The sequence below is a fragment of the Bacteroides sp. 1_1_30 genome (assembly GCF_020982715.1).
Lineage (GTDB): Bacteria > Bacteroidota > Bacteroidia > Bacteroidales > Bacteroidaceae > Bacteroides > Bacteroides xylanisolvens.
In genome coordinates, this window is record NZ_JAJKHN010000014.1 from 25,785 (window position 1) to 45,125 (window position 19,341).

The following is a 19,341-nucleotide window of genomic DNA, read 5'->3' on the forward strand; positions in this document are numbered from 1 at the left end:
CTTGTTTTATTAACATTAATATTTAATATGGAGAAACAAATCACATGGAGTATAAGGTTTATAGCCTTATTCATCTGTTCGCTTTCTTTTTTAAACGCTCATGCTCAAAAAAACACGAACGTGAAAGGGACAGTGTATGACTCAAACAATGAACCGCTTGTCGGTGCTACTGTTAGTGTAAAAGGGAATTTGTCCAATGGTACTATTACCAATATTGACGGGCAGTTTAACTTAAATGTACAAGACTTAAAATCAACTTTAGTCGTTTCATTTGTTGGATATCAGACTCAAGAAGTTGCTTTACAGGGTCGTTCAGAGATTACTATCAGATTACAAGAAGATGCAAAAGCATTGGATGAAGTTGTGGTAGTTGGGTATGGAACTCAAAAAAAGAAGTTCTTAATAGGTTCTGTTTCTCAAGTAGGCTCTAAAGAGTTGATGATGGCTCCTCAAGCCAACCTATCCAATATGATGACAGGTAAATTACCGGGAGTAACAAGTGTTCAACGTTCCGGTCTTCCCGGAAACGATCAAACATCTATCAACATTCGCGGTTTAGGTACTTTTTTAGATTCAAGTCCCCTCATATTAGTGGATGGTGTTGAACGTATGTTGAATACAGTAAATCCGAATGATGTAGAAAACATATCTATTCTAAAAGATGCCGCCACAGCATCTGTTTATGGTTTGGCAGCGGCAAATGGAGTAATCTTGGTAACAACCAAGAAAGGTACTGAAGGTAAAGTTACGCTTTCATATGACGGTTCTGTAACTTTCCAAAAAAACACAGCTATGCCTGAAATGTTAAATGGTCCTGACTATATCTATTGGTATAATAAAGCTAGTGAACTTGATGGTAATGGTCCGTATTACGGAGCTGATATTCAGACGAAAGTAGCTAATAACTATGATCCGGAAGGTAAATATGGAAGTACAAACTGGACGAAAGAAGTTTTTAAAAATTATGGCTTCACACATCAACATAATATTTCGGCTTCTGGTGGTAACAAAAACATCCGCTTCTTTACTAGTATAGGTATGTTGGATCAATCTGGTATCATCGAAAATGTGAATTATGATCGTTACAATGTTCGTTCTAATGTAGAAGGTAATATCACCAAGGATTTAACGTTCGAACTTAATATCTCCGGCTTCTATGAAGAAAAGAATTGGCCTGGAATTAGTACAAGTGCACAAGCTGAACAAAATCCAATCCAGCAGGCTGTTTATGCAGCTCCTATTATCCCTATTTATTATCAAGGAGAATACACTGCTTGGATTGGTCCTGGTAGTTCCACCACACAAAGTCCCCTTGCTACATTGAGAAATAGTGGATTCCAGAAAAATCAAAGACATGAGTTTGATGGTACAATGAAAGTTAGTTATGCTTTCCCATGGGTGAAAGGGCTGAAAGCTTCTTTGGGCTTAGTTTACGATACTAGCTATACAGAAGATAATGGTTTTTTAGTAGGATATAACGTCAATGCATACAGTGCAGATTCAAAATCATATAATTTAATGCGTGCATCTTCTACAAGTGAAAAAGGTAATTATACAAAATCGGCCTCTTCTTTCAGAAGATTTATGGTCCGCCCAACTGTTGAATATGCAAATACTTTTGGCAAGCATGCAGTTTCTGCTTTATTCTTATATGAACAGACACAACTGAAAGGTTCTACAATGACAGGAAAGATGGGCGGTTATAACTTCAATGATCCGGTTGACCTTTCATTAGGTACTGAATTTATATCCAATCCTACAGGTAGCCACAGCGATAAAGCTACCATTGGTTATGTAGGACGTTTCAATTATATTTTCGATAAAAGATACCTTGCAGAATTTGCTTTCCGTGTAGATGGATCCTATAAATTCGCTAAAGATAAAAGATGGGGCTTCTTCCCTTCTGTATCTCTTGGATGGGTAATCTCGGAAGAAAACTTTATAAAAAATAACATCTCTTCTATCAACTTACTAAAGCTTCGCGCTTCTGTTGGTGAATTAGGTAGTGATAATACAGATGCTTTTTTGCATAGAAGTATTTTTAAGGTAGAGAAGAATGCGTATATATTCGGAGGAGTTCCTTATGCGGGATTAGGTGCATCCAACTCTATTACTTCCAGCTTAACCTGGTCTACCACCCGCAGTTATAATATTGGTGCTGACCTGACAATGTGGAATGGATTACTAGGAGTAGAATTCGATTTATTTTATAAGTTAACAAAAGACATACAAGAAAGCCGGAGCGGTGGTTTCCCTCCTTCACTAGGTGGAAATTATGCTCAAAAAGGAAATACTGGCAAGATCGATAATCGCGGTTTTGAGTTGGTGTTAAAGCATCAGAACCATATTAATGACTTCTATTATAACATAACCGGTAGTGTGGCATGGGCTAGAAATAAAGTTTTATCGCGAATAGAGAGTGAAAGTACTCCTTGGTACCGGACTAACATAGGTGAACCTTTAGGACAAATTTATGGCTATAAAGCTATAGGATTATATCAAACACAAGAGCAATTGGATAACCGTCCTTTCGTTGGCAATGGAGTTCAACGTTTTGGTGATATCATGTATGAAGATATTAATGGAGACGGTAAAATTACACAGGATGGAGACAGAGTTAAAATAGGTCACAGTACTTTACCAGAGCTAAACTACTCTCTGTCTATGGATTTCAATTGGAAAGGCTTTAACTTGAGTGCGTTATGGCAAGGAGCCGCTATTGTAAGTTATACACTGAATGGTACTTATAGCCATGGTTCAATGGATAATACAGTTTATACACGACCATTCTACTCTGGAGGTAATGCTCCTTATTATCTGGTAGAAGATTCATGGACACCGGAGAATGTTAATGCCCGTTATCCCAGATTAAGTGCCATTCATAATGGAAACAATGCATATACCTCTTCCTGGTGGTTGGTAAATGGTAATTTCCTACGTTTAAAGAACTTGCAGTTTGGTTACACCATTCCTAAAAAAATACTTGCTAAAGCCAATATCGGATTATCCAACGTTCGTGTATACGTAGCAGGTACTAATCTGTTTACTTTTACGGAGTTCAAATATTGCGATCCTGAAATGGCTATTATAAATAATGGTTATTACCCCCAACAAAAGAATTATAGTGTTGGACTAAATATCACATTCTAATTAAATCAATAATTATGAAAATAAAAAGATTATATCTATTAGGGATAGGACTGATGTTTACGTCACAGTTTCTAACCTCATGCCATGATTTGTTGGAGAAAGATCCCACAGACTCATATTCAGAAACAGTAGCCTGGAGTTCGGAATCTTCTTTAGATATGTATGTGACTTACTTATATAAGCCTCTTAATGGCTTATCCAACTTTTCTTCTTTATCCTTAACCGATGGATATACAGATTTAGTAAAGTATGGGAATGGAGTTCCACAGACATGGAGTGCTCATAATAAGATTCTGTTACAGCAAAATACAATAACATCAGATAACAACCCGATGTCATCATGGGGACTTTATACTGATATATTTAGAGAAAATGTATTTCTACGTGATGCTGGTATTTATGGAAATAAATTTAGTGAAGATTTTCTCAATATTCGTATTGCCGAAATTCGTTTTATCCGGGCTGTGAATTATGCACGTATGATTAGAATTTTCGGAGGTGTTATACTTCGTGATGAAACCAATGGAGTCGATTCAGAAGGGCAAAAAGATAAAGCGAGAGCAACTGAAGCTGAATCGTGGGATTTTGTTCTGAAAGATTTAGAATTTGCGGCAAGACATCTTCCGAAAGAATGGGATAGTAAATGGGATGGACGTCTAACTAAAGGAGCTGCATATGCTTATATGTGTCGTACAGCACTTTTCGCAAAACGTTGGGATGTTGCTATTACCGCAGCTGATGAGATTAAAAAGCTCAATAAGTATGACTTAATGGACAATTATGAAGATGTATTCAAAGTGGCAGGCAATAAAGAAATTATTTTCTCTATAGCATATAAGATACCAGATATGCCTCATTATTTTGATCGTTACTTTGCTCCTGACGGTAAACAGGGAATAAGAAGAGCTGTCCCGACGAGTGAATTAGTCGATTCTTATGATATGGCCGACGGAACTCCTTTCTCATGGAGTGGCTCTATGGCTAATGATCCTTATGTAGGTCGCGAACCTCGTTTCTATGCATCTATTATATACAATGGAGCTACCTGGAAAGAAAAGAAAATCTATACTTATGTGGATGCTGAAAATGGTTTCGCTGCTTATAGAGATAACATGAATCCGGGAGAAAAACAAACAGTTACCGGATACTTTATCAGAAAATATCTACAAGAAAACAATGCTGATTTTGATGACAAAGGAAGCGATCAATTTTGGATTGAAATGCGCTATGCGGAGGTTTTGTTAAATCTGGCCGAAGCCTTGGCAGAACAGGATTATAGCAAAAATCAGGATGATGCTTTAGAAGCTCTCAACGAAGTCAGAGAACGTGTTAATTTACCCAAACGCACTACAGAGGAAGCTCCGGATAAAGATTCATTTATGAAACTATTACGTAAAGAGCGTATCTGTGAATTAGCGTTTGAAGGATTCCGTTATTGGGATTTACGCAGATGGCGTTTGGCAGGAGAAGTCATTGATGGTAAGCAGGCACATGGGACAAAAATCACCAAAAAAGACGACAATACTTATACCTATGAACAAGTGTCATGTGATGACAATATAAACCGCTTCTTCCCAGAACGCTATTACTTACTGCCTATTCCTGTAGATGAATTACAGAATAATCCGTTATGTGAGAATAATGCTCCTTGGTAATATTAAAAGATTATTATAGTTATGAAAAATTTCAAAGTAATTACATACATCATATTAATGATAACATTTAGCTTTTCCTTTTCTTCTTGTGAAAAGCATGATGATATCCATTATCACTCTGATTGTAATATTGTATCTATTATGGTTCGTGCTAATTCTCCGGAAGATGGTACTACTTACGATGGAGTCATATCAGAGAATGGAAATATAACTTTCGAACTCCCGGCAAAAGTAAAATTGAGTGAATTGTATGTAACGGCAAATTTGCCTGTAGCAGCGTTTGCTTATCCTTCATTGACGGGTGCTAAAGATTTATCTACTCCATTTAAACTAACTATTGTAGCAGGTGATGGAACGCAAAAAGAATATACTCTGGTTGCCAAACACCCGAATAACTAAAAAAGTAGATGTCATGAAAATAAAATATCATAATTGGCTTCAAGTTGCTATAATGGCAACAATGGTTGCATTTTCCGCATGCTCGGACGATCCTACATTATACTCTGATACTGATATAACCGGATTCAAAGTAAGATTGGGGGAGGGAAATTATAAACAAGGTACCATTAAGGATGGTAATATAATTGAATTCAAGATTACTCCAGACTTAGATTTAAGCAAACTAAATGGAATTACTTGTTCGTTCTTTATTTCTCCATATGCAACAGTTACTCCTACCCCTGATGTACCTCAAGATTTTTCAAAAGATGTACATTATACAGTGAAGGCGCAAGATGGCACAACCACTGACTGGACCGTGAAATGGACTTATGGCGGAAAATTAAACGATGGAGAAGGTTTTGAATATTTCTTCAAGAAATGGGAAATTAGTGTACCTACCCCATCTAACAAATACAAAGATGGTTTTGGTGCAGTGTTTGGTAATTATATAATAGATACCCAGTTTAACTTCTATGATAAATATACAGGGCAGAAAGTTGATAAAACGTTAAACGTGACAGGAATAGACGCTTCTTTATGCCAGTTAGTAAATGATGATGCCGGTAATCTGATAGGTGTAGTAAAGAATGTAGGATTATACAGATGGACTACTGTTGAAGGAGCTCCTCAAAAAGTTGCTAATGTAACTCCCGGAGCAAATAAAGTTTCTGCAACCGGTGATATTGATAAAGTGGGATATGTCTATGATTCTAAACCAGATGGTGTAGGTACACATGCTGTTTACAAATTTGAAAACGGTTCATATACAAGCACTTTATCCTTAGTTACCGGCCGTCCAAGCAATGATAGTAACTGGCGACAGATTGTAGCTGTACTCGGAGTGTCAGATAACCCACCATTTTATGTTATAGACGCAGTGAATGCAGGAGGTGTAATGGGACCGGAAATCGGTTACAAAGCAAATACGGCAGGGGCATTTAACAACATCACAGGTCCATATATTGATATGTGGAATAAGAAAGGATATGCTGGCTGGGGTAATCATGTGCTTATTTCCGGTAGAGGAATTCCATTCAATGGCAGATGGTATGGTTCAACTATTACTTGTGGTTGGGGCTGGGTTGGACTACACTTGTTAGATCCATCCAATAATAACTCATTACCCATCACTGAAACAATCGAGCCTTGGACTACCAACTCCTGTATCTGGACTACTTGTTCACCAAGTGATGATGGGGAATCATTATACCTCTATTACGGTTATGGTGTAGGTATTCGTTGTTATGAACTTACCAAATACGAAAAATAGACATAATACTCCTAATTATATAGAATTGAAATATGTTGAATAAAAGCATTATATCGTTTTTTCTATTGTTATTTGCTACCTGTTCCTTTGCCGGGAACAGGGGCAAAGAACAACCTAAATACCTTTGGTTTGATGCAGAAGCCAATTTTGAGCGTTTTGCTTCTAAAGATTCTATTTCTTACTATCTGGAAAAAGCTAAATCTGTAGGCTTCAATCAAGTAGTAGTAGACGTCAAACCTATATATGGGGAAGTACTATATAAAAGTAAAATTCTCCCTCCGCTTACAACAGTAAATGGCAAGGTGATTCATCGAGATTGGGATTACCTGCAGTATTTTATCAGTGAAGCTCGTCGGTTAGGATTAAAGGTTACAGTTTCTACTGCAATGTTTCCCTCCGGACATCCTGCTAGTCGTGAAGGCTTAGTCTATGATGAGCCACGTTGGGATGGAAAAACATGCTTGGAGTACACACCCGGCGGAAAGATGCTTGACATCAGGGAGGATAAGAAAAAGGTAGGAGCTTTCTTGAATCCGGTTCGTAAGGATGTTCGCAAATTTGCTTTGAGTATTGTTCGTGAAATAGTGAAAAACTATGATGTGGATGCTTATGCATTAGATTATTGCCGATATCCCGGAGATGACAGCGACTTCTCTATTGACAGTCAGAAAGCTTTTGAACGCTACCTGGGCAAGAAAATTCAGAACTTTCCAGATGATATTTTCACATGGAATACAGATGGAACGAAAAAACCAGGCATCTATTATAAAGAATGGTGGGCATTTCGGGCTAATGTTATTACAAGCTTTGTGAAAGAAGTACGTAAAGAAATTCATTCCATTAATAAGAAAGTAGAACTAGAGTATTGGGCTGCTTCCTGGATTCATGGTATTTATGGACAAGGACAAAATTGGGCTAGTCCAAAATCTGATTTCTCATTAAATTATCCATGGGGATCGGAAGCTTATAATGAATCAGGATTTGCACCTTATCTGGATACTTTCTTATGTGGAACGTACTTGGAGCGTATTTACGGAATGAATGATCCGGAATCTATAGAGTATGGCATTGACCGTGCACAGAGGTTGGTTGGTAATGATTGCAAAGTATTTGGGACGATATACGCTTTAAATCATAAAGCCAATATAGCGGATGCTGTTAGTCTTTGTCTTGAAAAATCGGAAGGTTTGATGGTGTTCGACATAGTACAGGTTATTGAGATGAATCTATGGGATGGTATCCGAAAAGGCATAGAACGTGCGGAAGCACAAAAATAAAAAATAAACATTTACGATTAAATCAATATGATAATGAAAAATATATCAAAATATTGGCTTCTTTTCATGATTGCCGCTATGTCAGCGACAAGTTGTTCAGATGATGATAATGAAAAGGTAGTAATGCCGGATCCTGATCCGACAACATTAGGTTGGGTTAAACAGGCAACAGAGTTTGGCACGTTACCTGAGTACATAAGTGTATATAAATCTCCAACAGAATTGGAAGGTATGAAAGCTATTGCTTTTATTGCTGTTGCAGATATGTCAAAAGCTAATTTTGCAACTATAGGAGATCAGATATATTCTAAGACTCCCAATCAAATTTGGCAAGCAGAACAACAAAAATATCCGATAATTATGAATGGCGGATATTTTGTTATGGGAGCTGGAAAGTCTGTTAGTCTGCTATGTCGTGAAGGAGAGGTATTAGCAGTAAATTCACAGGAAGAGATACGCTCTCAAAAAAGTTATTACCCGACACGAGGTATCTTTCAGTTGTCAAAAAATGGTAGTTTCTCCACAGATTGGGCTTATACAACAGCTGATGGCGTGACATATACCTATGAAGAACCTTCTCCTAATAAATCCGGTTATGAACCTCAACCTATACCTTCAGCTTATTTTCCGGCTAGAGGCGTAAAACTAAATGCGGAAACAGCTATTGGAGGAGGTCCGATCTTGTTGAAAGACGGAAATGTGAGAAATACTTTTACTGAAGAGCTTTTTGATGAAGAAAGTGGAGTTGCTCCTGAAAATTATCATCCAAGAACAGCTATTGGAGTAACAGCCAATAATAAGGTCGTATTTTTCGTTTGCGAAGGTCGTAGTGTGACGGAGGGTGTAAAGGGTATGAATATGGCTATGATAGCTAATGTTTTGAAAAGCTTGGGTTGTGTAGATGCGATGAATCTTGATGGTGGTGGTTCAACTTGTATGTTGGTCAACGGACAATCGGTGATAAAACCAAGTGCAGGCGCCCAACGTGCTATAACTACGGCAGTAGCTTTAAAATAACGGTCGAAAGATCTTTAGGATAACAAATTTATTTTATTTAGCTTTCTTATTATTCTCGGTTTCAGGCTGTATTTTTTAAATGTCAGCCTGAAATCGGGAAATAAAAACAATAAAGTATGAAATTCATTCCAAGCATTTTATTATTCTTTTTTCTTCTATCATTTAGTAGTTGTTCCACAAAGACTGTAGAACCAGAACTTCCTGATGCAAATCCTCCCGCTCCTGTTATTCCGGAAGAACCGATTCCTGAAAAAGAAAAAATGCTTTGGTTTGATGCAGAAGCTAATTTTGAACGTTTCTCAAAGAAAGAGAACATCACCTATTATCTTGATCTTGCCAAATCAACAGGTTTTAATAAAATTGTAGTTGATGTCCGTCCTGTACAAGGGGATGCCCTGTTTAAAAGTTCTTATTTAACCCCATTGACTGATCTTGCCGGTATACATATTGAAAGAGATTGGGATTATCTTCAATTTTTTATTGATGAGGCCCATAAACGTGAACTTAAAGTTACAGTATCCACCACCATATTTACAGCAGGCCTGCCTTCTTCTAAAAATGGGATGGCATATCGTGATGATACATGGAATGGAAAAACTTGTCTGGAATACACCAAAGATCAAGGGTTGATAGATATAAAGAACGATAAAACGAAAGTTTCCGCCTTTTTGAATCCTGTTTTACCGGAAGTACAAGACTTTTGTTTGAATTTCATAAAAGAATTAGTTACAAATTACGATTTTGATGGCTTTGCTTTAGACTATTGTCGTTATCCGGGAGATGAAAGTGACTTTTCGGAGACTACAAAAGTAACTTTTGAACAATACATTGGAAAACAACTAGATCAATTCCCGGATGATATTTTCACTTGGAATACGGATGGGACTAAGCGTACAGGGGCTTATTATAAAAAATGGTGGGAGTTCCGTTCTATGGTTGTACGCAATTTTGTAGAACGGGTACGTACAGAAATCAAAAATATTAAACCGGATATTCAATTAGAATATTGGGCCGCCTCATGGATTCATGCCATTTATGGGCAAGGACAAAATTGGGCATCCACCGAATATGATTTCTCAAAAGAATACAGTTGGGCTTCATCTGAATATAAAAATGCAGGTTTTGCTGGATTATTGGATACTTTTCTATGTGGAACTTATTTAACCAAAATATTTGGATTAAATGATCCCGAATCAATAGAATATGGTATAGCGCGTGCACAACGCATTATTCATGGTGCATGTAAAGTCTATGGAACTTTGTATGCTTTAAATCACGAGGACAATATAGCAGATGCCGTTTATGTCTGTCTTTCCCAATCCGAAGGATTAATGGTGTTTGACATTGTACAAGTAATAGAATTCAATCAATGGGCAGCTATTAAAGAAGGAATTCAACGAGCAGAGAGTCTTTAAATAGAGAACATTCAATAAAATATAATATATAAAATGAAACGAGTACTTATACTATTACACATTATTTTATGCACATGCATAATGACTCAAGCCAAAAACTACACAGTAAATTCACCGGATGGAAAAATCAAAGTGACTGTTACAGCCGGTAAACAATTGAGCTGGAGCATTGATTACAACGGGGAGCGTATAATAAATCCCAGTCTGATGCAGATGAATATCGCAGGACAGACTGAACAACCAGGAGTGAATCCGAAAGTAATAAAGGCTAAAACAGTCAAAGTAAATTCGGAGCAAACCGCTGTTGTTCCACTTAAACAAAAAATCATCAGAGACCAATATAATCAGTTAACCCTGACTTGCAAGGGCAATTACGCAATAGTCTTCAGGGTATACAACAATGGAGCTGCCTATCGTTTTGAGACTTCGCTACAACAACCAAAAGTTATCATTAATAATGAAACTGTTGAGCAAAACTGGACAGATGGTTGCAAAGTATATTGGCCTAGAGAAAAGAATCAGGAATACATTACACATTGTGAAGCCATTTTTGATGAATTAAACATTGCCTCTCTGACTAAAGAAATGAAAGGTTATCTACCCATTTATCTTTCTACTCCTAAAGGAACAAAAGTTGTCATCATGGAATCCGATCTTCTCGATTATCCTAATCTATTCCTGACTGGTGATCGCAATAACACACTCTCTGGCGAGTTTCCTCCTGTAGTTTTAAAAAGTGCATTAAAGGAAGATGCCGACCGTGATGAAGTATTATTAGAGAAAGCTTCTTACATTGCCGAAACTGAAGGAACAAGAACCTTCCCTTGGCGTGTGTTAATGATTAACGAGGATGACAAAGCAGTAATTGAAAACAACTTAGTATATCAATTGGCCTCTCCATCTGTCACTCAAGATACAGAATGGATTAAACCCGGAAAGATCTCTTGGGATTGGTGGAGTACACTCAATGTATATGGAGTAGATTTTAAGGCAGGTGTGAATACTGATACTTATAAATATTTCATTGATTTCGCTTCAAAATACGGAATTGAATATATTTTATTAGATGAAGGATGGTCAGCCGGGACTTGGAATATTAAAGAGGCAATCCCCGAACTTAATATCCCGGAACTTGTACGATATGGAAAGGAAAGAAACGTTGGCCTTGTATTATGGACTTTGTGGAACCCGCTGGATAAAGATTTGGAAGGAATTCTGGATATTTATGAAAAATGGGGAATCAAAGGTATAAAAGTCGATTTTATGCAACGTTCGGATCAATATATGGTTAATTTCTACGAGCGTGTAGGAAAAGCGGCTATGGACCGTAAATTACTCGTTGATTTTCATGGTTCTTTCAAACCTTCCGGCTTACAAAAGAGATACCCCAATGTGATGACTTTTGAAGGTGTACTGGGATTAGAGCACGATAAAGATTCAAGAGATATTAATCCGGTACATGACCTGATACTTCCATTCACTAGAATGGTAGCCGGTCCGATGGATTATACGCCTGGTGCAGTAAACAATGCGACAGCAGAAGATTTTTACATCAATTTCGTGCATCCGATCAGTTTAGGTACGCGTGCCCATCAAGCAGCCTTATATGTAGTGTATGAAAGCTCGTTACAAATGTTAGCAGATTCTCCTTCAAACTATTATAAAGCTCCTGAATTTGCTTCCTTTATCTCCCGTATACCTACCACTTGGGACGATACCAAAGCGATAACAGCCAAAATCGGAGAACAATTGGTGATTGCTCGTAAAAATGGGAAGAATTGGTATTTGGCAGGCCTGACAGACTGGAATGCCCGCAGCATTGAAGTAAAACTGAACTTTCTTGAGGCAGACAAATATAAAATGGAAGTTTTCAAAGATGGTGTGAATGCAGATGTTTATGCATCGGATTTTAAAACAGAAGAGGTAATAGTTTCAAAAGGTGATTCGATCAATGTCACAATGGCCAAAGGCGGTGGTTGGGCAGCAATTCTGACTCCTATTGAATAAAAAGATTGAGCAATGAAAAAAATACTATTCATATTATATACCTGTTGCATTTTATTGTTTCCCGTAAGTGCACAGCAAATTCCATCATTTAAAGCCAATGACAGAATTGTCTTTCTTGGAAATAGTATAACGGAAGGAGGCCATTATCATTCTTATATATGGCTGTATTATATGACGCATTTCCCCGAATTGCCTCTTCGTATTTATAATGGAGGAATTGGTGGCGATTGTGCAAGCCACATGGTTTTTCGTTTCGATTCAGATATTAAAATTAAAAAGCCAACTTATCTGGTTTGTTCCTTCGGAATGAATGATTCCGGATATGACGGATATAATAAGCCCGGATATGATAAGTACGCGAATAAACAGGTAGAATACGCTAACACAGAGTTTGGAAAACTACAACAGCAGATTCTTGCAGACAAGAAAATAAAAAACGTAGTACTTTTGGGTTCTTCTCCTTATGATGAGAATGTGAAATTGGAAGGAGTGGAAACTTTACATGGAAAGAATGAGACGATCAAAAGAATTATTGAAATGCAAGCAGAAGTTGCCCAAAAGCGAGGATGGGGATTTGTCAATTTCAATACAGTGATGTGTGAGCTGAATAAGGAGATTCAGCAGTCTGATTCTACAGCTACTTTCTGTGGAGGTGACAGAATTCATCCGGATAAAGACGGCCACATGGTAATGGCATATTTGTTCTTAAAAGCACAGGGACTTGCAGGAAAAGAAGTCGCTTATTTTCATATCAATGCAACTAACAGGAAAGCAATGGAAGAGAGAAATTGTCGAATAACTCATATAAAGAACGAAAATGACACAATATCTTTCAGCTATTTATCCCGTTCCTTGCCTTTCCCTGTCGACACTATTCCTCGTTGGGGAACAAAAGGTACAGCCCGGGATGCTGTCAGACAAATTCCCTTTATGCAGGAAATGAATCAGGAAATAATGAAAGTGACCGATTTGCATGGCAATTTCCGGGTGACTATTGATGGAACAGAAATAGGATGTTGGGATAGCAATGAATTGAGTAAAGGAATTAATCTGGCTGAAATAACATGCACGCCCCAATACCAACAGAGCCTGTCTATCATGTATCTGAATGAGGAAAGATGTGCTATAGAAAAACGTTTACGACAGTATATGGCTATGCAGTATGTCTTTTTTAAGCATAGAGGATTACTTTTCGCAGATAATAAAGCTGCTCTTGATGCTGCCAAAGCGGAGCGGGAAAGTCACTATTTAGTGAAGTATTTATATACCAATTATACCCAAGCCATGTTTCCACAGATACGTGAAGCCTGGCAAGCTGAAATAGACCAGTTGATAACTCAAATATATAAAATAAACAAGCCTCTCACACGTTTGATTAAAATAGAAAGGATTAAAGAATGAAATTAAGACTATTATTGCTTTTGAGCATGTTACAATGGAGTTTTTCCTGTTTCAGTGTGCAGGCAATCACTACTCCTGTGGTCTATTATGGGAAAGTACTGTCCGGAGGTAAGGGAATTGCTAATGTACCTGTTACAGATGGTACACAAATTGTCCTTACGGATGACAAGGGACGATATTCCATATCAAGTACCTCTAATGCAGAATACATTTACATCACCCTTCCTGATGGCTATAATATTCCGATGAAAGGTAAAGTTCCTGCGTTCTTTCAAAAAGTACCTGCTCAACCTTCAAAAAAAGTGCATTTTGATTTTGAACTGACACCATCATCTACTGACAACAAAAAGCACGTTTTGGTGGTATGGGCTGACCCACAAGTTTATTTCGATGAAGAAATGCCACAAGTACAGCAGGCTTCAAAAGATGTAAAAGAACTGTTGGCAACTAATTATCAGGGAATTCCTGCCTATGGAATAGTCTGTGGAGACATTATCGGTGACATCAATAAAAAGCCCAGTTACTTTACACCGATGATAGATGCAATAGCTGAAACGGAAATTCCCTTTTTCTATGTAATTGGAAATCATGATTTAGATTTAAACGTACGTTCTAATGAACATGCCCGTACTACTTACAAATCTTATTATGGTCCCACTTATTATTCATTTAATAGAGGAGATATACATTATGTTGTTCTTGATGATATTTTCTTTATTGCAAAAAGCTATTTATATGTTGGTTATCTCACCGAGCAGCAACTTCAGTGGCTGGAACAGGATTTGAAACAAGTCACTCCGGGATCTACAGTAGTAGTTGCCATGCATATTCCTACATATTCAAGAGAAGCACGTCGGAAAGAATGGGGAAAAGAGTCTACTATGAAAGTCATGAACAACCGTTCTCATTTGTATGAGTTGCTAAAACCTTACAATGCCCATATCATGTCGGGACATGAGCACTATAATGAAAATTATGTTTTGGCAGACAATCTTTACGAACATGTACATGCTCCCTTGTCAACACTGTTTTGGCAAGCTCCCTGGGCTTGTGACGGAACTCCAGGCGGATATGCCGTTTACGAGTTTGACGGAGGTAAAGTCAATTGGTATTACAAATGTGTAGGAAAAGACAAAGATTATCAATTCGAGCTTTATCCGGTAGGTGCCAGTCGTAATAAAAAGGAGGCAGTTGTAGCAAATGTTTGGAATTACGATTCAACCTGGAAAGTGAAATGGTATGAAAATGGTATTGACAAGGGGGAAATGATCCGTTTTTCCGGATACGATCCTGCTATTTATGAATACTGCGAGAAAAACAGTTCTACATTCAAACATAAGTATTTGGGAGCGGACATTACCGAACACTTGTTTTATGCGGTTCCTGAAACGAAGGATTCCGAAATAAGAGTAGAAGTTACAGATCATTGTGGTAATGTATATACCCGCAAAATGCAGCAATCTAAATAAGCAAAAACATAAAAAAGGAAAGAAGATGAATCAATTAACTGTATTAAGGAGAGTATTTTATATTCTGGGAATCACCAGCCTCCTTTCAGCTTGTAACGAGACTGATAATCTGGTACTAAAATCTCCGGATGGTAAAATACAACTAACAGTCACAGAAAATGATAATACAATATCATACACAGTAAACAAAGAAAACGCCGCTATGATACTCCCTTCTAAACTGGGATTTATTCTGGAACATGAGGATAGTTTAAACCACTTTGTGATTAAAGGTACCGAACGTTCCTCTTTAGACGAGACTTGGGAACAACCTTGGGGAGAGAGCCGGTATGTACGCAATCACTATAATGAATTGAAGGTACTACTCCAAGAAACAGACGGAAAGCGCAAACTTAATGTAATATTCCGTCTGTTTAATGATGGTATTGGGTATCGTTATGAATTCCCGCAACAGGAATCCATGGATTCATTAGTGATTATGAGTGAAGAAACAGAGTTTAGAATGTCAGGTACACACAAAGCCTGGTGGATTCCTGCATCCGATCCGTATTATGAGTGTATAGCAACCTTCTCTCCCATTAACGAACTAGACACCGTACGTACTCCTCTTACAATGGAAACAGCGGAAGGAAAGTATCTTACCATTCACGAAGCCAATCTGACAGATTATCCTAAAATGAATCTGACAGTCAAGGATTCTGCCACCCTCTGTGCTTCGTTAGTACCTTGGTCTAATGGAGTAGCAGCATATATCAAAGCTCCATTTGTTACCCCTTGGAGAACGATCGTGATTGGTGATAAACCGGGCGATCTAGTTACCTCCTATTTAATGTTGAATCTCAACGAACCCTCCAAAATTAAAGATACTTCCTGGATAAAGCCAGGAAAATACATGGGTATATGGTGGGAAATGCATTTGGGCAAAGGAACATGGTATTATGGTCCTAAACATAGCGCAACTACTGCCAATACAAAGAAATATATAGATTTTGCATCAGAGAATGGTATCTCCGGTGTTTTAGTTGAAGGATGGAATGTCGGCTGGGAAGGAAACTGGATGAAGCATGGTGATTCTTTAGACTTTACCAAACCTTATCCGGACTTCGATATTAAAGCAATTACAGATTATGCCCGTGAAAAAGGTGTGGAACTGATCGGACATCATGAAACGGCAGCTGCTACACGCAACTATGAGAACCAACTGGACAAAGCTTTTGCTTTCTATCAACAATATGGAGTACATGTTGTAAAAACAGGATATGTAAATCGCCTAATGGATTTTAAAGAAGCTCATGACGGTCAGTATGGCGTACGTCACTACCGGAAAGTAATAGAAACAGCTGCCAAATATCAAATAGCAATTGACAACCACGAGCCTGTTATGCCTACCGGTATTGAACGTACCTGGCCCAACCTTATGACCCAAGAAGGTGTACGCGGACAGGAACACAATGCGTGGTCTCCCGATGGAGGAAATCCTCCGGAACATACAACTGTTATTCCTTTTACCAGAGGATTAGCCGGTCCTATGGATTTTACATTCGGAACTTTCAATTTTGCTAACGAGGCATATCCGGGAACACGTGTCAATACTACGCTTTGCAAGCAATTAGCACTCTTTGTTGTTATCTACAGCCCTTTACAGATGGCTTCGGATTTACCAGAAAATTATAAAGGGATAAAAGCGTTTGATTTTATTAAGGATGTACCTACCGATTGGGATAAAACTTATGTCGTAGATGCGAAAATTGGTGATTATTCCGTATTTGCACGAAAAGATCGCAACTCTAGCGATTGGTATGTGGGTTGCATCACTGACGAAAATGCAAGAGAGTTGGACATTCCTTTAAGTTTTTTAGAGACGGAGGTAAAGTATATTGCTCAAATATATGCTGACAGTGATGATGCAGAATGGAAAACAAATCCGACTTCTTTTAAATATGAAGAAAAAACAGTAACGGCTTCTGATACGCTTCATGTCAAACTGGCAACAAGCGGTGGATGTGCTATTCGTTTTATCAAACAATAATATGATTATGAAGAAAATATTTAGTGTGCTCCTTTTTCTTGTTGTCATCTGCCAAATTCGCGCGGAAGATACAAATATCACTACCATGCGTAAAATGACACAACGGTTGTTTCCTCAACAGGCTTCATTTTTTGATTTTCGTCTGTTGAATGATACTTCTACAGATACTTTTACCATCAAAAGTGAAGGGAATAAAATTATTATTTCCGGAAATAATGCTAACTCTATGGCTGTAGGTTTGAATCATTATTTGAAAAACTACTGCCTGACTACTATCTCATGGTATAAGGATGATCCGATAGAATTGCCAAAGACTCTTCCTAATATACCGGCGGAAGTCACTATTAAGGCAAATGTCCCAACGCGTTTCTTTCTGAACTATTGTACGTTCGGATACTCAATGACTTGGTGGAAATGGAGTGATTGGGAACATTTCATCGATTGGATGGCTCTAAACGGAATTAATATGCCTCTTGCTATTACTGGTCAGGAAGCCATCTGGTATAAGGTCTGGAGTAAATTAGGATTGACAGATGAAGAAATACGTGGCTATTTTACAGGACCTGCACATCTTCCGTGGCATCGAATGTGTAATTTGGACGGCTGGCAAAGCCCCTTACCCAAAGAGTGGCTGTCAAGTCAGGCAGAGCTACAGGAACAGATCGTTGCCCGTGAACGTGAGTTTAATATGCAACCTGTATTACCGGCTTTTGCCGGACATGTACCGGCAGCGTTGAAACGGGTCTATCCCAATATAAAAACATCCAGAGTAAGCGAATGGGGAGGATTCGCCGATCAATATCGTTGCACTTTCCTTAACCCTATGGATTCTTTGTATGCGATCATACAAAAAGAATATCTTACCGAACAAACTCGTTTGTATGGCACAAATCATATTTATGGTATAGATCCGTTTAACGAGATAGATCCTCCTTCATGGGATGCCGATTCTTTAGGAATGATGGCTAAACATATCTACGAGTCTGTGGCTGCTGTAGATCCGAAAGCAATATGGCTACAAATGACATGGTTGTTTTATGCTGACATCAAGCATTGGACTACTCCACGTATAAAATCCTATCTTCGTTCTGTACCTCAAGACAAATTGATTCTATTAGACTACTTCTGCGAATATACAGAAATATGGAAACAGACTGATAGTTATTTCGGGCAACCCTATCTTTGGTGTTATTTAGGCAATTTCGGAGGAAATTCTTTCTTGTCAGGGCCAGTTAAATTGGTAAGTGAACGGTTGGCAGATGCTTTAAAAAATGGTGGCAGCAATCTTAAAGGAGTTGGTTCCACTCTTGAAGGCATAGACCTGAATCAGTTTATGTATGAATTTGTTCTTGATAAAGCATGGAATAGCGGTCAGACAGACAAAGAATGGTTCTTAAAACTGGCAGATAGACGGACTGGCAAGGTGTCTCCCGAAGCAAGAAAAGCATGGGAAATACTGGCAGAAAAAGTGTATATCCAGCCGGCACAAGTAGGGCAAGGCACACTTACCAATGCACGTCCTTGTTTAAAGGGAAATGGACATTGGACTACCAAGCCGACAATAGAATATCAACCCAAAGATTTAGTTGAAGCGTGGAGATTACTATTGTTAGTAAAAGACTGTCAACGGGATAGCTATGAGTTTGATTTGGTTAATATTGGACGACAAGTTTTAGGAAATTATTTTAATGTAGTCCGTGATGAGTTTACTCTTGCATATGAAGCCGGAGATATAATGATGATGAAAAACCGAGGGGATAAAATGAGAGAAATTCTTGCTGATCTTGATAAGCTCGTTAGCTGTCATCCTACCTTTTCTCTGAATAAATGGATCACTGACGCCCGCGATATGGGACACGATGCCGCTTCTAAAAACTATTATGAGATGAATGCCCGTTCTCTGATTACCATTTGGGGAGATAGCTATCACCTGACCGACTACGCCAATCGGTCATGGGCAGGACTAACCAATCAGTATTATTCTGTCCGGTGGGATCGTTTTATAAATGAAGTGATTAAAGCTGTCGAAAAGAAGAAGGCTTTTGATGAGGAAGCCTTCTTTAATGAATCACGGATGTATGAAAACGAATGGGTAAATCCGAGTAACAGAATCAACTATAACGAAGGTGGTGACGGAATAAAACTAGCCCGGCAAATCTATAAGAAATACGCAAAAGAAATCATTCGATAAATTTACAAAGTACACCTCA

12 protein-coding genes are annotated in these 19,341 nt (G+C 38.1%); all 12 read left to right on the plus strand.

Features of this window, described 5'->3' with window-relative positions:
• Window positions 1-27: 27 nt before the first annotated feature.
• The 12 genes from LPH68_RS05660 (at window position 28) to LPH68_RS05715 (ending at window position 19,322) form a co-directional block, all read left to right on the plus strand.
• Entirely contained in the window at window positions 28-3,150 is a 3,123-nt protein-coding gene (locus LPH68_RS05660) for a TonB-dependent receptor (protein ID WP_141409163.1), read from the plus strand.
• A 14-nt stretch (window positions 3,151-3,164) separates the two neighbouring features.
• Window positions 3,165-4,805, plus strand: coding sequence for a RagB/SusD family nutrient uptake outer membrane protein (locus tag LPH68_RS05665; RefSeq protein ID WP_141409162.1), 1,641 nt, complete (start codon window positions 3,165-3,167; stop codon window positions 4,803-4,805).
• 21 nt (window positions 4,806-4,826) lie between these two features.
• Window positions 4,827-5,204 carry a hypothetical protein gene (locus LPH68_RS05670; protein ID WP_128858665.1) on the plus strand — a complete coding sequence of 126 codons (378 nt, stop codon included), beginning with the start codon at window positions 4,827-4,829 and terminating at the stop codon, window positions 5,202-5,204.
• 13 nt (window positions 5,205-5,217) lie between these two features.
• A complete protein-coding gene (locus tag LPH68_RS05675) occupies window positions 5,218-6,516 on the plus strand; it encodes a DUF5018 domain-containing protein (RefSeq protein WP_230296877.1) in 1,299 nt (432 codons plus the stop codon).
• Between the two features lie 32 nt (window positions 6,517-6,548).
• Window positions 6,549-7,793 (plus strand): alpha amylase family protein, encoded by a 1,245-nt coding sequence (locus LPH68_RS05680; protein WP_230296878.1) that lies wholly within the window; start codon window positions 6,549-6,551, stop codon window positions 7,791-7,793.
• Between the two features lie 33 nt (window positions 7,794-7,826).
• Window positions 7,827-8,810, plus strand: a complete 984-nt coding sequence (locus LPH68_RS05685) for a phosphodiester glycosidase family protein (protein WP_230296879.1) — start codon at window positions 7,827-7,829, stop codon at window positions 8,808-8,810.
• Window positions 8,811-8,926: 116 nt separating this feature from the next.
• Window positions 8,927-10,225: a family 10 glycosylhydrolase gene (locus LPH68_RS05690; RefSeq protein ID WP_151922964.1), complete on the plus strand. Its 1,299-nt coding sequence runs from the start codon at window positions 8,927-8,929 to the stop codon at window positions 10,223-10,225.
• Window positions 10,226-10,258: 33 nt separating this feature from the next.
• Entirely contained in the window at window positions 10,259-12,232 is a 1,974-nt protein-coding gene (locus tag LPH68_RS05695; protein WP_151922963.1) for a glycoside hydrolase family 97 protein, read from the plus strand.
• Window positions 12,233-12,244: 12 nt separating this feature from the next.
• Window positions 12,245-13,633 (plus strand): SGNH/GDSL hydrolase family protein, encoded by a 1,389-nt coding sequence (locus tag LPH68_RS05700; protein WP_151922962.1) that lies wholly within the window; start codon window positions 12,245-12,247, stop codon window positions 13,631-13,633.
• The gene (locus LPH68_RS05705; RefSeq protein WP_151922961.1) at window positions 13,630-15,102 is read left to right on the plus strand and encodes a calcineurin-like phosphoesterase family protein; all 1,473 of its coding nucleotides are present in this window, start codon (window positions 13,630-13,632) and stop codon (window positions 15,100-15,102) included. The genes LPH68_RS05700 and LPH68_RS05705 overlap by 4 nt, the downstream gene beginning before the upstream one ends.
• 25 nt (window positions 15,103-15,127) lie before the next feature.
• Entirely contained in the window at window positions 15,128-17,131 is a 2,004-nt protein-coding gene (locus LPH68_RS05710; protein WP_151922960.1) for a glycoside hydrolase family 97 protein, read from the plus strand.
• Between the two features lie 7 nt (window positions 17,132-17,138).
• Window positions 17,139-19,322 (plus strand): alpha-N-acetylglucosaminidase, encoded by a 2,184-nt coding sequence (locus LPH68_RS05715; protein ID WP_217728446.1) that lies wholly within the window; start codon window positions 17,139-17,141, stop codon window positions 19,320-19,322.
• Window positions 19,323-19,341 lie beyond the last annotated feature (19 nt).

Bases quoted from the DNA above. Each gene is read 5' to 3' on its own strand.
- LPH68_RS05705 (WP_151922961.1), top strand. From the start codon at position 13,630: ATGAAATTAAGACTATTATTGCTTTTGAGCATGTTACAATGGAGTTTT.
- LPH68_RS05710 (WP_151922960.1), top strand. From the start codon at position 15,128: ATGAATCAATTAACTGTATTAAGGAGAGTATTTTATATTCTGGGAATC.
- LPH68_RS05670 (WP_128858665.1), top strand. From the start codon at position 4,827: ATGAAAAATTTCAAAGTAATTACATACATCATATTAATGATAACATTT.
- LPH68_RS05715 (WP_217728446.1), top strand. From the start codon at position 17,139: ATGAAGAAAATATTTAGTGTGCTCCTTTTTCTTGTTGTCATCTGCCAA.
- LPH68_RS05695 (WP_151922963.1), top strand. From the start codon at position 10,259: ATGAAACGAGTACTTATACTATTACACATTATTTTATGCACATGCATA.
- LPH68_RS05690 (WP_151922964.1), top strand. From the start codon at position 8,927: ATGAAATTCATTCCAAGCATTTTATTATTCTTTTTTCTTCTATCATTT.
- LPH68_RS05685 (WP_230296879.1), top strand. From the start codon at position 7,827: ATGAAAAATATATCAAAATATTGGCTTCTTTTCATGATTGCCGCTATG.
- LPH68_RS05660 (WP_141409163.1), top strand. From the start codon at position 28: ATGGAGAAACAAATCACATGGAGTATAAGGTTTATAGCCTTATTCATC.
- LPH68_RS05700 (WP_151922962.1), top strand. From the start codon at position 12,245: ATGAAAAAAATACTATTCATATTATATACCTGTTGCATTTTATTGTTT.
- LPH68_RS05665 (WP_141409162.1), top strand. From the start codon at position 3,165: ATGAAAATAAAAAGATTATATCTATTAGGGATAGGACTGATGTTTACG.
- LPH68_RS05675 (WP_230296877.1), top strand. From the start codon at position 5,218: ATGAAAATAAAATATCATAATTGGCTTCAAGTTGCTATAATGGCAACA.
- LPH68_RS05680 (WP_230296878.1), top strand. From the start codon at position 6,549: ATGTTGAATAAAAGCATTATATCGTTTTTTCTATTGTTATTTGCTACC.